Raw genomic sequence first — 15,896 nt, forward strand, 5'->3', positions numbered from 1 at the left:
GAGGAGATTATTATTTATGGCTTTTATCGACTGTCATTTTTATTCAGATTCCCTTGGTGTTTCAGCATCCATGCATGTTATTTTGCCGCAAGCGGCTCAAAATCAAATCGGATTGGCCTCTGCGGTTTATGGGCATAAGCATCCTACGCTGTATCTGCTGCACGGCTTATCTGACGATCATACGATTTGGATGCGAAGAACCTCGATAGAACGGTATGCTTCGCAATTGGGGATAGCGGTAGTCATGCCAGCCGTCAATCGCAGCTTTTATGCCGACATGGCGTATGGGCCAAAATATTGGACGTTTATTAGTGAAGAATTGCCTGCTTTAGCGCGATCATTTTTCCCGCTAGCTGAGGAAAGAGAATTGAATTATGCGGCAGGGTTGTCCATGGGTGGCTATGGCGCGATGAAATTGGCACTTACACATCCGGATCGGTTTGCAGCAGCGGCAAGCTTATCAGGGGCATTAGATATATCGGACCGAGCATCGAATTTTCCAGACGATTTCAAACTGATTTATGCAGATGTGTCCAAGATTAAAGGGAGCGGGGAGGATTTGTTTTATTTGGCTGAGCAAGTATCAGGCGCGACTAGTCCATCTCCTAAGCTCTATCAATGCTGCGGTACGGAGGACTTCCTTTACGAAGATAATGTTCGATTTCGAGATTATTGCCGCAAATTAGGCCTGGATCTGACCTATGAAGAAGAACCAGGCGAACATGAGTGGGGCTATTGGGATCGTAAAATTCAAAATGTATTGAACTGGTTGCCGCTTCCGGCCCGTTCTTAGTGGGAAAATATGTTCTTTTCTTTTTGCAACAAGCGGATCACTATGGTATAGTTTCACGTATATAATATAGGGATCTTTGAACGTAGTTCAAAGTCTATCCGCTTTGCGACGAAGCAGTTGGAGGTAATTTGTTTGCTGAATAAGCTAGTGCCCAGACAGTCTGTACATACGATCTATGATATTGATGCCAATCACCTATGGGGATTTGGTGTTCGTGGTATTATAACAGATCTTGATAATACACTCGTAGGCGCACGAGATCCGCATGCGACTCCGGAGTTAATAGAGTGGTTGAATCGTTTGCAAAAAATGGGCTTCAAGGTCGTCATCGTGTCCAATAATAATCATGGACGGGTTTCGGCCTTTGCGGAGCCACTTGACCTTCCATTTATTCACCGAGCTAAGAAGCCAACGAACGTTTCATTCCACAGAGCCATGAAGCTGCTTGGTACGAATGCGAGACAAACAGCTGTCATTGGTGATCAAATGTTAACAGACGTGCTTGGTGGCAATCGGATGGGGCTATACACGATCCTTGTTCAACCCATTTCAATTAAGGATGAGGGTTTTTTCACGAAGATCAATCGCCGTATTGAGAAATGGGCTTTAAGAAGGATGAAGAAATAGGAGGATTCATGAGTACAGAAATGATTAATCATTGTGCGGGATGCGGCGTTTTGCTGCAAACGGAAGAAAAGGGTAAGCTGGGCTTTATCCCTGCAGAAGCGATGCAGAAGGAACCGGTTATTTGTCAGCGCTGCTATCGCATTAAGCATTATAATGAATCTTCGAGTATCACACTGCAGCAGGACGACTTCCTTAAATTACTAGGACATGTCGGTCAAACAAAAGCGCTAGTTGTGAAAATCGTAGATATTTTTGACTTTGAAGGCAGTATGATTAGCGGTCTTGCACGCTTTGTGGGTACGAATCCTGTATTGTTAGTCGTAAACAAGATTGATTTGCTGCCTAAAGTGACGAACGCAAACAAGATCATTAACTGGGTTCAGCGCAGAGCCAAAGAGGAGAACCTCAAGGTTGTTGATATCATCCTTTGCAGCGCGAAGAAAAACATTGGTTTCGATCGTGTTATCACAGCTGTGCAGGAATACCGCGGCAACATGGATGTCTATGTGGTCGGTGCAACGAATGTCGGTAAATCGACGTTGATTAACCGGTTAATCAGTGATTATAGTGATCTGGAGTCGGAACTGACGACATCACAGTACCCTGGTACAACACTTGATCTGGTCAAAATCCCACTGGATGATGGTCGGTTTATTGTTGATACACCTGGAATCGTGCATACACATCGTTTAACCGAAGTCGTGAAAAAGCGTGATTTAGCTAGAATCATGCCTGACAAACCGCTTAAACCGATGGTGTTTCAATTAAATGAAGCGCAAACGTTATTTTTTGGCTCCTTAGCTCGGTTTGATTTTATTAGCGGTGAACATCAATCATTCACTTGTTACACGTCCAATGCCATTCAAATTCATCGTACAAAGCTAGAAAAGGCGGATGATTTGTATGAAGAACATAAAGGTGTCATGCTTGCGCCACCTAACCTAGCGGACTTGGACGAGCTGCCCAAGCTTGTGAAGCATCCGCTGCACATTCCTAAGGGGAAACAGATGGATGTGTTGATCTCTGGTCTAGGCTGGATTAAAGTGAACAGCTTAGCTGGAGCACAGCTTGCCGTTCATGCGCCGAAGGGGATTAAGGTTATCACGCGTGAGTCGTTGATTTAGGGGGACAAGAGGAGAGCATGGAGAAACTGGTGACGACGATTGACAGTCATACCATTCTATATGGGGTTTTCGGAGATCCGATACGGCATTCCCGTTCCCCGATTATGTTGAATCGGGCGTTTCAAGAAGCGGGTATTAACGCAGTTTATGCTGCTTTTCACGTTCGTCCTGAAGAACTTGGGGATGCAGTTCGCGGGATTCGGGCATTAGGATATCGCGGTATTAACGTAACGATTCCGCATAAAGTGGAAGTTATGCAGTACTTGGATGAAATCGATGAAGGGGCTAGGATCGTTGGAGCGGTGAATACCATCGTTAATGAATCTGGCAAGCTCATCGGTTATAATACAGACGGTATCGGCTATGTGCGATCGCTTAAGGAAGAGACAGGAATAGAACTGAAGGGGAAAAGTGTTCTTCTCCTTGGGGCTGGTGGAGCTGCCAGAGGCGTTGCCTATGCGCTTGCTAAAGAAGGGGCTCGCCGTATCTACATCGCGAATCGTACCAAAGAACGCGCCTTGGAGCTTGCCGACACGATAAGTAGCTACACCGAAGCGATTGGACTTGGCATGGATGAGCTAGGACATGTCGTAGATGAGGTCCAATTCGTTCTGAATACAACTTCGGCCGGAATGCATCCTCATGTTGATGAAGTTCCGTTGCCGCTTGAATTCCTGCGTTCGCACCATCTGGTCAGCGATCTCATTTATAATCCGCGAATAACAAGGTTTCTTCGTGAAGCGGAAGCAAGAGGAGCCCGCATACATGGCGGACTCGGTATGTTTATTTATCAAGGTGCTTTTGCCTTTGAATATTGGACTGGTACCCCTGCGCCCGTTGCGGCGATGAGACAGGTGGTAGAACAGTCGTTAGCTGAATAAGAATGAATAGAGGGACATCTATGTTAACAGGCAAACAGAAACGTTATTTGCGCTCCATGGCGCACCATTTAGATCCGATCTTCCAAGTAGGAAAAGGCGGCGTGAACGATCATTTAATCCGTCACATTCAAGAAGCATTGGAAGTTCGTGAACTGATTAAAATTACTGTGCTCAACAACAGTGGAGAAGACCGCGACGAGGTCGGCACTGAATTATCCGAAAAGTCTGGCGCAGAACTTGTGCAGGTTATCGGTAAAATCGTCGTGCTTTACAAAGAATCGCGTGACAAGAAGAAGATTGAACTGCCGCGCTAACGAGGTGGATGTATGCTTGTCGGAATAATGGGTGGCACCTTCGATCCTATCCATAGCGGTCATCTGATCGCGGCGGAGAGAGCGAGGGTGGAAGCAGATCTTGCCGAAGTGTGGTTAATGCCGGCAAATGTGCCGCCGCATAAGTCAAATGCGCCGAAAGCAACGACGAAGCAGCGCTGGGAGATGGTTTGCCTTGCTGCGGAAGGCAATCCTTTTTTTCGTCCAGTTGATATCGAAATCAGCAAAGGCGGCGTATCTTATAGTATCGATACGATTGAGCTGCTCAGCAAAGAATATCCAGGTACGGAATTTGCTTATATTATAGGTGCTGATATGGTTCAATATTTGCCGCAGTGGCATCGCATTGATGACATCGTGCGGCATATTCGTTTTATTGGATTAGCTAGGCCTGGCTATGAGCTTGACTTGTCGCATATGCCTATTCACATTCGGAATCGAGTAACGATTGTACCCATGCCGCTTGTTGAAATTTCGTCAACAGCTATTCGTAATGAAAGGCAAAGGAACGGTTCAGTCCGTTACCTTGTCCCAGACTCGGTGAATAGTTACATGGAGGTGAACCGTTTGTATGAATCGTGAGGAACTGATAACGGCGGTTAAGGAACAAATGCCTGAACGCCGCTGGCTGCATACACTCGGTGTCATGGAAACTAGCGTTACTTTAGCGAAACGCTTTGGTGGTGACCCGGTCAAAGCCGACCTTGCGGCCATTTTGCACGATTATTGCAAGTATTGGTCCGTTCAGGAGCAAGCTAAGATTATCCGCGAGAACGGATTGCCCCAAGACTTACTGGACTATGATAAGGAGCTGTGGCACTCCCATGCTGGAGCTTATATCGCTAAGGAGCAATTTGGCATCCATGATGAGGAGATACTAGATGCAATTCGGTATCACACTTCCGGTCGTGTTCAGATGACATTAATGGACAAAATCGTATGTTTAGCGGATTATATGGAGCCTGGACGTGATTTTCCGGGTGTTGATCTCATTCGCGAACTCGCTGAACGCAGCCTTGAGAAGGCGCTGGTCGCCGGCTTTGATTCCACAATTAGTTTTTTAATTGCCAAAGGCAAACGGATTTATCCGCTTACTATTTTGACTCGGAACGATTTGATAACACAATTAAACACATAAACCTTGGAGGATGATTGAATGAGTAAAAACCCAGAAGAAGTATTGGCTTTTGTTGTTGAGGCTGCTGAAGATAAAAAAGCGGCAGATGTTGTAACCCTGAACTTGAAAGGCGTATCCTTAATCGCTGATTATTTCGTTATTTGTCATGGAAATTCAGAAACACAAGTGCAAGCGATTGCCGGCGAAGCTAGAAAGAAAGCACATGAGCACGGCGTTCATATTAGAGGCTACGAAGGTATTGATACAGCAAGATGGGTCCTGCTTGATCTAGGGGATGTTGTTCTTCATGTCTTCCACCGCGATGATCGTGAATATTATAATATCGAAAGACTTTGGTCCGATGCCAAAGTTGTGGAGCGCGTATGAGAATGGAAGCAGGATCCCTTGTTACCCTAGAGGTAGCGAGGGAAGTTCCTCCTAACGGTTATTTCCTTACCGACGGCCAGCAGGATGTTCTTCTGCCTTATGCAGAAATCGTAGGAAAGATACAACCTGGAGAGCATGTTGAAGCCTTCTTGTTCCATGATACACAGGATCGATTGATGGCTACAATGAAGCGTCCTCTTCTTCTTATGGGCAAAGTAGGACTTCTGGAAGTTGTAGATATTCACCCTAGATTTGGATATTTTCTAGAAATGGGACTAGGTCGCAATCTATTGCTTCCCTACCGACATGTACCTGAGCTCGAGGAGCTGCGTCCTCAAGTAGGGGATAAGGTATTTGCCACATTAGCCCACGATCGGCAAGGGCGTTTAATCGCTAAGCTGGCTCTGGAAGAGGATCTGGCTCCTCTTTGCGTTCGTGCACCCTCGAGTTGGAGTAATCAATGGGTCAAAGCACGTGTGTACAGACCGCTGCAAATTGGTACCTTTGTGATTTGCGAAGCCGGAGTCCTCGGCTATGGTGTTATCGGACTTATTGCTGCTCCGGAACGGACACGCCTGCTGCGTGTAGGTGAGTTAGTTGAAGTACGTGTCGCATTCGTTCGTGAAGAGGATGGACGGGTTAATCTGTCGATGAGGCTTCCGAAGGAAAAAGGCCGCGATGAAGATGCCGAGCGAATTTTGAGTGTTCTCCAAGAACGGCCAGGGAATGCGATGCCATTTTCCGATAAAACGTCGGCGGATATTATCAAGGATCGATTTGGCTTAAGTAAAGCGGCGTTCAAACGCGCATTAGGTAAGCTTATGAAGGACGGGCTCATCTATCAGGAAGATGATTGGACCTATCTGAAGCAAGAGGAGACGCAAGCTTAACATGAGTTACGAAAAATTCGCTTACACCTATGATCGCTTGATGAATAGCATGCCGTATGGAGATTGGCTTCGTTTCGTTAAAGAAAGCTTCGAACGATTTGGTATGAAACCATCTACGATTGTTGATCTAGGCTGTGGTACTGGGAATTTGACGATTCCTTTAGCCTTGGAAGGGTACAAGCTGACAGGGATTGATTTATCGGAAGACATGCTGGCAGTCGCCGAGCAAAAAGCGGGGGAGAACAAAAGTCGATTCCGCGGTGGCTCCATTCATTGGGTACAACAGGATCTGCGTGAATGGGATCTAGGTGAACAAGTGGATGTGGCGCTTTCGATCTGTGATAGTCTCAACTATTTGTTAGAGGAAGACGATATCATCCATGCTTTCCGTCAAACCTTTGAGGGGCTTAAGCCAGGCGGTCTATTCCTTTTCGATGTGCATACTCCTGAGCAATTGTTCGCTTATGCAGACTCTCAGCCCTTTTTCCTGAATGAAGACGATGTTGCCTACATATGGACAAGCGAGTTGGATGAAGAAAGAGTGCAGATTGAGCACGATTTAACGATATTTGTCAAGGATAGCGGCACGGATACATTCCGACGCATCGATGAAACTCATCTTCAAAGGGCTTATTCTTTGCAGTGGCTTAAGCAAACGCTGCTTGACGTCGGTTTCACTGAGGTGCATATGGCTGCTGACTTTACTTGGGAGCAACCTACCTCTATGACGGAGCGCGCTTTCTTTATAGCAAAGAAATAACGACAATGAAGTCCATTGCGGCTTGACAGTGCGGCATTATTTTACATATAATCAAAGCTAATTAGATTGTTAAAGCTTAGAAGAGGATTAGTAACTTGTACAGCATCTCTCAGAGAGCCGGATATAGGGTGGAAGCCGGTAGATGTCAGTCTTGTGAACTCGCCTTGGAGCTAGAAGGTGAATCACCATTTAAAGCGGAGAGACTTTGAGCTACACTCAAAGATCCCAAAGCGGAGAGACTTTGAGCTACACTCAAAGATCCCAAAGCGGAGAGACTTTGAGCTACACTCAAAGATCCCAAAGCGGAGAGACTTTGAGCTACACTCAAAGATCCCTAAGCGGAGAGACTTTGAGCTACACTCAAAGATCCCTAAGCGGAGAGACTTTGAGCTACACTCAAAGATCCCTAAGCGGAGAGACTTTGAGCTACACTCAAAGATCCCTATATATGGTGCTAGCCGGATCGTCTCACCCGCGTTAAGGGGCAGAGTGAACACAGGCAAAGAATGCCTTGTGTTAACTAGGGTGGTACCACGGGAATCTAACCTCTCGTCCCTAGCGATATCCGCTAGCGATGAGGGGTTTTTTGGCGCTTATAGCGTTTTTGAATCATGAAGAGTATGGCTGTATACAGGGAGGATTTTGCACATGACACAGGAAACTAAAGAAACCCAAGTAACAAGAGAGCAGCAGGGCTATAATCCACAAGCCATTGAGCCGAAATGGCAAGCTTATTGGGATGCGAAGAAAACGTTTAAGGTGCTTGAAAATTCGGATAAACCGAAGTTTTACGCGCTGGATATGTTTCCATATCCGTCTGGAGCTGGCTTGCATGTAGGACATCCGGAAGGCTACACAGCAACCGATATCGTATCACGTTTCAAAAGGATGAGAGGCTTTAACGTCCTTCATCCAATGGGCTGGGATGCTTTCGGACTTCCTGCTGAGCAATATGCGCTCGATACGGGAAATGATCCGCGAGAATTCACCAAGAAGAACATTGATACATTCCGTCGTCAAATTAAATCTCTAGGCTTCTCGTACGATTGGGATCGTGAAATTAGTACAACAGATCCTGAGTATTACAAATGGACGCAATGGATTTTCATCCAATTGTACAATAAAGGACTCGCTTATGTGGATGAAGTTCCCGTAAACTGGTGTCCTGCGCTGGGTACTGTTCTTGCAAATGAAGAAGTGATTGACGGTCTGAGCGAGCGCGGCAACCATCCCGTTATTCGAAAGCCGATGCGTCAATGGATTCTGAAGATTACTGAGTACGCTGAACGTCTGCTTGAAGATCTCGAGGAGTTGGATTGGTCCGAAAGTATCAAAGATATGCAGCGCAACTGGATTGGTAAATCAACTGGGGCAGAAGTCCAATTTGCGATTGATGGGTACGATGAGAAGAGTCTGACGGTATTTACGACACGTCCGGATACTTTGTTTGGCGCTACGTACTGCGTTCTGGCACCTGAGCATGAGCTTGTAGAGCAAATTACAACGGCTGATCAAGCTGCTTCCATTAAGGAATACCAAGAAAAGGCTTCCCGTAAAAGCGATCTCGAGCGTACGGATTTGGCCAAAGACAAAACAGGTGTTTTCACAGGGGCGTATGCTGTTAATCCGGTAAATGGCGCGAAAGTGCCAATTTGGATTGCTGATTACGTGCTTGGTGGCTACGGTACAGGAGCAATCATGGCTGTTCCTGGACACGATCAACGTGACTGGGAGTTTGCTAAACAGTTTGAATTGCCGATTATCGAAGTCGTGCAAGGTGGAAATGTTGAGAAGGAAGCTTATGCGGGGGATGGCGAACACGTCAATTCCGGTCCGATTAATGGTATGAACATCGAACAAGGGATCAGTCATATGATCGCTTGGTTGGAACAGAACGGCAAAGGCCGCGGCAAAGTAACCTACCGTTTGAGAGATTGGCTCTTCAGCCGTCAAAGATATTGGGGAGAGCCGATTCCAATTCTTCATCTTGAAGATGGCACTATGAAGCCTGTTCCTGTGGATCAACTGCCGCTTTTGCTTCCGCAAGTTGATGAAATTAAACCATCAGGTACAGGAGAATCACCGCTTGCGAACGTATCCGAATGGGTAAACACGATTGATCCGGAAACCGGCATGAAAGCTCGTCGTGAAACGAATACCATGCCGCAATGGGCTGGCAGCTGTTGGTACTATCTGCGTTTTATTGATCCTCGTAATGATAAAGAGTTTTGTTCGCATGAGCTTCAGCAGCAATGGCTGCCTGTAGATCTTTACATCGGTGGAGCCGAACATGCTGTACTTCACTTGCTGTATGCACGTTTCTGGCATAAGGTGCTTTATGATCTTGGCTTTGTTCATACCAAAGAGCCTTTCCATAAGCTTGTAAACCAAGGGATGATTCTTGGTGAGAACATGGAAAAAATGAGTAAATCCCGCGGTAACGTTGTAAATCCGGATGACATCGTTAGCGATCAAGGTGCGGATACACTGCGTATTTACGAAATGTTCATGGGACCGCTTGAAGCTACAAAACCATGGAATACAACGGGTGTGGATGGGATTTATCGTTACTTGAATCGTGTGTGGAGGCTGTTTGTTGACGAGAATGGTCAAATAAACGCTAAAATCAGCGCCGATGAAACATTGGGCAGTGATACGTTCAAACGTACTTGGCACCGGTCGATCAAAAAAATAACGGAGGATTTCGAAGCCCTGAGGTTTAATACGGCGATCAGTCAAATGATGATTTTCGTTAATGAAGCCTATAAAACAGAGCGTTTACCGCTTGAAGCGATGAAAAACTTCGTTCAGATGCTGTCTCCAATTGCGCCGCATTTGGCCGAAGAACTTTGGGAGAAGCTTGGCGGCACAGAATCAATTACTTATCAGCCGTGGCCAACCTACGATGAAGCGTGGACAGTCGATAATGAAATAGAGATTGTTGTACAGGTTAATGGTAAAATTGTTGATCGTGTGCTGATTTCCAAAGATACAGATGAAGCTGCGATGGAGAAAATCGCATTTGACCTCGATAAAGTCAAAGAAGCGACCGCCGGAAAGGCCGTTCGCAAATTGATTGTTGTAAAAGGCAAATTAGTCAATATTGTAGTAGGATAGTAAAGGAAGTTGGCAATTTGGGAAGGCTACTGCTTCAAAGCAAAAAGCAGCTCGGCCTTCTCAATGTCTTCTTCATATTTGGCATGTGTAGCAGAGATGACACTTGAGAATATCCCAGCGAGCTCGTCGTCCAAAATTCGTAAACCTTCCTCCGTAATTCCACCCGGTACAGATACGCGTTTTTGCAGAGTAGTAGGGTTGAATCCTCCGGTCGTAAGCAGCTTTCCTGTGCCTAGCGTCATTTCACTGGCAAGTAAGGTAGCTTCCTCAATCGAAATACCAGTTGCCTCAACAGCGGCATCAATAAATGACTGCAGAAATTTGGCAAGAAATGCAGGACCGCAGCTGGATATGTCAGAAGAGATCCGCGTAAAATTTTCGGAAACACGAATGGGTGAGGAAATATGCGCAAACAGGTTCTCAAGCCACTCTTTGTCCTCAGGCTGCATTCGATTCCCATGAATACATAGTGTAGCACCACTCAACACGTAGTTCGTGATACTTGGGATAATCTTACTGATTTTCGCTGGCAAAAGACCTTCCAAATGTTTGAGCAGGACAGGGCTTGTAATGGATACGATGAGCTGAGAGGGAAGCACGTCCTCTTTAATTTCATCAATAACCTTCTTGAATTCAGACGGCTTCACACATAGAAAGATGAGATCGCTCCCCAGTACAACTTCTCTATTCGACGCGGCAACATGAAGTCCAGGATATGTCTCCGCAAGCAGCTCAACTTTACGAATCGTTCGATTTCCCGCTATAATTTGCTCCGGATTGAAAGCTCCAGAATGAATGAATGCTTCAATCAGAATACTTCCCATACTCCCAGTACCGATGAATCCTGCTTTCATCCAGTAATCCCTCCCGAAAAAATCAGTCACTTTCTTTCATCATTTATTGAACGGGGTTCGTTTTAAATGCTATGCCATTCGGATGCTTTTTCATGTATATGTTCTTATGTCAGCAATTATGTTTGGAAAAGCTTGCGAAGTTAGTTTTGCTGAAGCAAAACTCTAAAGATAATGCATACGAAGTCAGTTTTGCTAAAGCAAAACTCTAAAGTTCATGCTTACGAAGTTAGTTTTGCTAAAGAAAAACTCTGAGGAGGGAATTCGTGGATTTTTTTGGTTCTAAAAGAGGAAGGATACTGCTTATGATGGCAGCGATCTGTTTATTTGCTTTTATCGTTTGGCCTTTTCTTCGTGGCGGCAGGTCTATGATACAGACAAATTTTATGCCTATGAACACTCAGATGCAGTCTATGATTGCTCAAAATGGAGAAGAGCCGGCAGCTGAGGCGAAGCCAATAAGAAAATCAGATTCGAAGTTAAGTAAAAACACAAAACCGAAGGGCGCCATAGACACTGAACAGAAGACAATTATAGATGCAGAACCGAAAGCTACGAAGGACATAATACCGAATACAGCCATAGATACAGAACAGAAAGCTACCATAGAAGCGGAACAGAAAGTAACCATAGACACAGAACAGAAAGAAACCATAGACACAGAACAGAAAGAAACCATAGACACAGAACAAAAAGCAACAGCACCTTCATCTACGGAGTTACCTAAGCTTTCTGTTACGCCAAATGAAAAACCGGGAGTTAGTTTGCCAGCAGCGCGGTATACCGGACAATTGGATCTTAACACAGCTACGCTTAAGCAATTAGATGAATTACCGGGTATTGGAGAGAGCAAGGCAAAGGCCATACTGGACTATCGGTTGAAAAAGGGGCGATTTAGCCGGATTGAGGAGCTAATGGAGGTAAAGGGCATCGGGGAAAAAATGCTTGAGAAGTTAAAGGTATTTCTTTATGTAACTTCATAATAGTCCATTCATTTCTTTTATTTTGCTAGGAAATATGAGAGAATACTAGAAATGAAAAAAGGAATCCACTTGTATACATAGGTCTTCGGAAGGAGGAGTTGCATTCCGTTATGAGCAACCGTAAAGATTGGGATACGTATTTCCTCGATATTGCTTACATGGCATCAACGCGATCAAGGTGTAACCGCCGACATGTGGGAGCTGTTTTGGTTCAGGGTAAGAAGCTGCTTGGAACAGCTTACAATGGTGCGCCTATGGGTGTGCCCGATTGCACAGAGGCTGGCTGCATGCTTGTAGAAGAAATCGAGCTGAAAGTAGTGGATGATACCGAGGAAGTTATTCGTAAACAGCGATGTATTCGTACGATTCATGCTGAGCAAAATCTTCTGCTGTTTACGGATCGGGAAGATCGCGAAGGATCGACTGTCTATGTGACAGATCAGCCTTGCTGGACATGTGCGAATATGCTGGCCAACAGTGGAGTGATGGAGATCGTTTTTCATCGCGGATACCCCAAGGATCATGAGAAAGTAAGTCATTTGATGGAGGACAGAGGCATCGTGTTCCGTAGAATGGAAGGATATGAACCTCCGCCTGGCACGGTTTCTGATGTTGTGAATTAAATATGTCTACTGTAGTGAGAGGAAGAACCTTTTTCTAGAAGCAGCCAACGGTGCTGCTCTGGGGAGAGGTTTTTTTGTTTGTTTGCCCTTGCGAATTGTCTTTTGAAGGGACTGCTATTGGAATGACGAGACTGTCGATTAATCCAATATGCAACCTTATAAATTGTGGGGATGACTCAAAAATTCGATTTTTGAGTCATACACCAGCTTTGTGAAGGAACATGGGCTAAGGTGGTATCAATGTTGTAGTTTGTACAACAATTTACACACTAAAAGGCTGTTTTTCAGCTTGAAGTTGCAGTTTGTACAACAATTTGAGCCCATTTGTTGCGAAATGGCCTTTATGGGGCCTAATTGTTGTACATAATACAACAACTAAGGGGAAGAGGCGGGATCTAGACATCAATTGTTGCACTTTCTACAACATCGTTCAACGAAGAATATGGATTCATTCATCCGACAACATCAAATGAGCATAAAGGACGGAGGATTCCAAATTGAGACTACTCAAAGGTGAACGAGATGTGATGTGGGAAATATTGCAGAAAATCCAATGTCGAAGATGAAGATGGAAGATGAATGATGAAAGAAGATAGATAAAAGATGAAAGAAGAAAAATGAAAGATGAAAGATAAAAGATGAATGATGAAAGTTGAATGAAGTTCAATGCACAGGTTGTTCTTCAATTAAATAGGTCGTGTAAATGACTACTATTTGGTTCTAAAATATTCAAGAGGAGAGGAGCAGTTATACCTATGCAAATGCTAATGAAACGACCAGTTGTTATAGGGTGTTGTCTGTGGATAACTGGCTACGCGCTGGCGCTCTATACCGAGCTGCGGTGGTTATCTCTGATGACGAGCGCGCTGCTGTTAGCCGCGCTTATCGTCATTTATGCGCTGCGGCTGCCTGGCAGACAGCCGCTGTGCGCCTTGCTGCTGGTCGGAGTAGCCTATGGCTACTTCCAATGGACCGACCAGCGCAACGTCTCTGCGCTGCTGCCGCTGGCGCAGCAGCGGCAAACCCTGGACGGCAGCGAGGTCACGCTGCTCGGCCGGTTCTCCAGCCCTGTCACCGTAGACGGCGACAGGGCCAGCTTCACGATGGAAGCGGAATCCATCCGCTTCCCAGGCGCAGAAGCTTTCCCGCTCGGCGGGGAAAGCGTGCAGGTCTCGCTGCGCCTGCTCCAGCAGGAGCAGCAGGCGGTGGCGTCGGGCTGGCGCCGAGGCGACGCCCTGACCCTGCACGGGACGCTGCGCAGCCCGTCCCCGGCTCGCAACTTCGGCGGCTTCGACTACCGCCGATACCTGCGCCTTCACCACACCCATTGGCTGCTTTCAGCCAAAGGGGTGGATCAGGCGCAAGTCGAGCCTGCGGCTGCGCGCGTAAGCGTCGTCCAGCTGCTGCGCTGGAACGACGAGCTGCGCGGTGCCCTCAGCAGGCGCATGGACCTTATCTTCCCCGCGCCGCAGGCGGGGTTCATGAAGAGCATGCTGATCGGTCAGACGGACGATCTTGATCCTGAGCGCTTCCAGCAATTTTCAGAGCTGGGATTGACTCATATTTTAGCTATATCCGGCTTGAATATTGCAGTATTTCTTGGCGTTTGCATTTGGATCATGCGCAGATTAAAGCTGGCAAAGGAGACCTATTTGCTAATTTGTATATGGTTATTGCCGTTCTATATCCTACTGACAGGTGCTTCCCCTTCCGTTGTTCGGGCCGGACTTATGTCGATCATTGCCCTCTATGCAGTCTCGGCGAGGTCATTTTAAGGATGTATTGCATATTATGGCGATTGTGGCATGGAGCATGCTTTTGTGGAATCCATACTTCTTGCTGGATGTTAGCTTTCAGCTTTCTTTTCTGGTTACACTTGGTCTCATTGTAGGGGTACAAAGAGTCAATGATATATTCACTCGGTGGATTTCTTCCCCAATGATCAGGAATTCGGCCTCCATTACGCTTGTTTCCCAAATGATATCCTTTCCTGTATCTATTTATTATTTTAATCAGTTTTCTTTAATATCTTGGCTAGCTAATGCCATCTTGGTTCCTGTTATTAGCATGATTGTATTTCCAGCTGGCCTGCTTGCTTTAGTTCTGGGAATCGTCTACGTTCCTGCTGGAAAAAGCATCGGTTTGCTTATTTCTTGGTTAAACGAAGTGATTTTCTGGATGACAGACAAGCTGCAGCATTTAAACCAGTTTAAGATGCTGTGGCCGTCGCCGAGCTTACCCTGGATTGCCTTTTATTATGCTTTTCTCATTTTGATTTATGGAATATGTCAGCGCATGTTGCAAGAAGCTGGAGGAGAGTCCCCGATTATTTTGGTAAGCGTCAAAGGTACAAAGAAAGTGAACTTATCGAAATGGTTAGTATGTGCGACAGGAGGTTTCCTGCTATTGCTTTGGATGGGGTATTCACCTGAGCGCTTCAACCGATCCGGTCTCGTTCAATTTATCGACGTTGGTCAAGGTGATGCGATTCTGATTCGGACGCCTTATGGACGACATATTCTCGTTGATGGTGGAGGGACTCTTACATTTAGGAAACCTGGTGAAGATTGGAAAATTCGCAAGGATCCTTATGAAGTTGGCAAAAAGCTGCTCGTTCCGCTGCTCAAGAAACGCGGTGTTCATCAACTAGATCTCGTAGTTCTCACACATGAAGATACGGATCATAGCGGCGGTCTGCAGGCTGTTATTTCACAAATGCCTATCAAGCAATTTCTCTTTAATGGGACGCTCAAGCCGGGGGCAAGCATAGCGAAATTATTTGATACTTTGCTAACGCGCAAAGTGCCGCTTCTGCCAGCGAATGTAAGCAAGTGGATCCAAATTGATCCGGTCACCAGATTGCAGGTCCTGTATCCTTTGGAAAGTGATAATCGGCTCATCGAAATTGTCAAAGAACAGAATGCGCGGTCTGTTGTTTTTTTGCTCGAGATGCAGCGGACGCGTTGGTTATTTACAGGGGATATGGAGAAAGAATCTGAAACAGAGTTGGTCGATTATTTAAAAGATCACCCTTCTTTATTGGATCAAGAACTAAAAACTAATCACAAGATCGATGTACTGAAAGTTGCGCATCATGGGAGCAAAACGTCGACGACACCTGGATGGCTCGACTTTTGGAAACCTTCATGGGCCGTCATATCCGTTGGTGGTATGAATAGTTATGGTCACCCGGCACCTGATGTGTTAAGGCGTTTGGAAGAGAATGAGATTCAGATGTTACGAACAGATCAAATGGGTGAAGTGCAGCTTGAAGTTCGCAAAGAGGGTATTTACTCCCGTGTAAAAATAATGGATTAATTGACATCGTTAATAATCTCTATCCAGAGTTGTTCGATTGTGGATCTTGGTGTTCTTCCGCCTTAGGATCCTGTTTCCATGGTGGATCACCAT

At 45.8% G+C, this 15,896-nt stretch carries 16 protein-coding genes; 15 read left to right on the plus strand and 1 reads right to left on the minus strand.

The genetic code is table 11. The features are described 5' to 3' along the window. Positions 1–16 precede the first annotated feature (16 nt). The 11 genes from ACBP55_RS15400 (at position 17) to leuS (ending at position 10,028) form a co-directional block, all read left to right on the plus strand. Positions 17–793, plus strand: coding sequence for an alpha/beta hydrolase (locus tag ACBP55_RS15400; RefSeq protein ID WP_464652667.1), 777 nt, complete (start codon positions 17–19; stop codon positions 791–793). A gap of 132 nt (positions 794–925) precedes the next feature. Then, positions 926–1,420 (plus strand): YqeG family HAD IIIA-type phosphatase, encoded by a 495-nt coding sequence (locus ACBP55_RS15405; RefSeq protein WP_464652668.1) that lies wholly within the window; start codon positions 926–928, stop codon positions 1,418–1,420. An 8-nt stretch (positions 1,421–1,428) separates the two neighbouring features. Further along, positions 1,429–2,544, plus strand: coding sequence for a ribosome biogenesis GTPase YqeH (gene yqeH, locus ACBP55_RS15410; RefSeq protein WP_464652669.1), 1,116 nt, complete (start codon positions 1,429–1,431; stop codon positions 2,542–2,544). Positions 2,545–2,561: 17 nt separating this feature from the next. Then, positions 2,562–3,425: a shikimate dehydrogenase gene (gene aroE, locus ACBP55_RS15415; protein WP_464652670.1), complete on the plus strand. Its 864-nt coding sequence runs from the start codon at positions 2,562–2,564 to the stop codon at positions 3,423–3,425. Positions 3,426–3,445: 20 nt separating this feature from the next. Beyond that, positions 3,446–3,739 carry a ribosome assembly RNA-binding protein YhbY gene (gene yhbY / locus ACBP55_RS15420; protein ID WP_029193567.1) on the plus strand — a complete coding sequence of 98 codons (294 nt, stop codon included), beginning with the start codon at positions 3,446–3,448 and terminating at the stop codon, positions 3,737–3,739. Positions 3,740–3,751: 12 nt separating this feature from the next. Continuing rightward, positions 3,752–4,339 carry a nicotinate-nucleotide adenylyltransferase gene (locus ACBP55_RS15425; RefSeq protein WP_464652671.1) on the plus strand — a complete coding sequence of 196 codons (588 nt, stop codon included), beginning with the start codon at positions 3,752–3,754 and terminating at the stop codon, positions 4,337–4,339. Then, the gene (gene yqeK, locus ACBP55_RS15430; RefSeq protein WP_464652672.1) at positions 4,329–4,895 is read left to right on the plus strand and encodes a bis(5'-nucleosyl)-tetraphosphatase (symmetrical) YqeK; all 567 of its coding nucleotides are present in this window, start codon (positions 4,329–4,331) and stop codon (positions 4,893–4,895) included. Before ACBP55_RS15425 ends, yqeK begins: the two co-directional genes overlap by 11 nt. Positions 4,896–4,913: 18 nt before the next feature. Continuing rightward, the gene (gene rsfS / locus ACBP55_RS15435) at positions 4,914–5,261 is read left to right on the plus strand and encodes a ribosome silencing factor (RefSeq protein ID WP_029193564.1); all 348 of its coding nucleotides are present in this window, start codon (positions 4,914–4,916) and stop codon (positions 5,259–5,261) included. After that, the gene (locus ACBP55_RS15440; protein WP_464652673.1) at positions 5,258–6,151 is read left to right on the plus strand and encodes a CvfB family protein; all 894 of its coding nucleotides are present in this window, start codon (positions 5,258–5,260) and stop codon (positions 6,149–6,151) included. The genes rsfS and ACBP55_RS15440 overlap by 4 nt, the downstream gene beginning before the upstream one ends. A gap of 1 nt (position 6,152) precedes the next feature. After that, positions 6,153–6,911: a class I SAM-dependent DNA methyltransferase gene (locus tag ACBP55_RS15445; RefSeq protein ID WP_464652674.1), complete on the plus strand. Its 759-nt coding sequence runs from the start codon at positions 6,153–6,155 to the stop codon at positions 6,909–6,911. 648 nt (positions 6,912–7,559) lie between these two features. Next, the gene (leuS, locus tag ACBP55_RS15450) at positions 7,560–10,028 is read left to right on the plus strand and encodes a leucine--tRNA ligase (RefSeq protein WP_464652675.1); all 2,469 of its coding nucleotides are present in this window, start codon (positions 7,560–7,562) and stop codon (positions 10,026–10,028) included. 26 nt (positions 10,029–10,054) lie between these two features. Here the strand turns inward: leuS and comER are convergent, their stop codons facing one another. Continuing rightward, positions 10,055–10,882: a late competence protein ComER gene (comER, locus tag ACBP55_RS15455; RefSeq protein WP_173192112.1), complete on the minus strand. Its 828-nt coding sequence runs from the start codon at positions 10,880–10,882 to the stop codon at positions 10,055–10,057. 263 nt (positions 10,883–11,145) lie between these two features. Here comER and ACBP55_RS15460 point away from each other — a divergent pair, with 263 nt between their 5' ends. From ACBP55_RS15460 to ACBP55_RS15475, 4 genes are all read left to right on the plus strand, one after another. Further along, entirely contained in the window at positions 11,146–11,862 is a 717-nt protein-coding gene (locus ACBP55_RS15460) for a ComEA family DNA-binding protein (RefSeq protein WP_464652676.1), read from the plus strand. A 110-nt stretch (positions 11,863–11,972) separates the two neighbouring features. Continuing rightward, on the plus strand, positions 11,973–12,485 hold the full coding sequence (locus ACBP55_RS15465; protein WP_047672253.1) for a deoxycytidylate deaminase: 513 nt from the start codon (positions 11,973–11,975) through the stop codon (positions 12,483–12,485). Between the two features lie 854 nt (positions 12,486–13,339). Continuing rightward, on the plus strand, positions 13,340–14,260 hold the full coding sequence (locus tag ACBP55_RS15470) for a ComEC/Rec2 family competence protein (protein ID WP_464652677.1): 921 nt from the start codon (positions 13,340–13,342) through the stop codon (positions 14,258–14,260). Next, a complete protein-coding gene (locus ACBP55_RS15475; protein ID WP_464652678.1) occupies positions 14,235–15,803 on the plus strand; it encodes a ComEC/Rec2 family competence protein in 1,569 nt (522 codons plus the stop codon). The genes ACBP55_RS15470 and ACBP55_RS15475 overlap by 26 nt, the downstream gene beginning before the upstream one ends. The last annotated feature ends 93 nt before the right edge of the window (positions 15,804–15,896 follow it).

It is taken from the genome of Paenibacillus sp. WG02 (genome assembly GCF_055396115.1).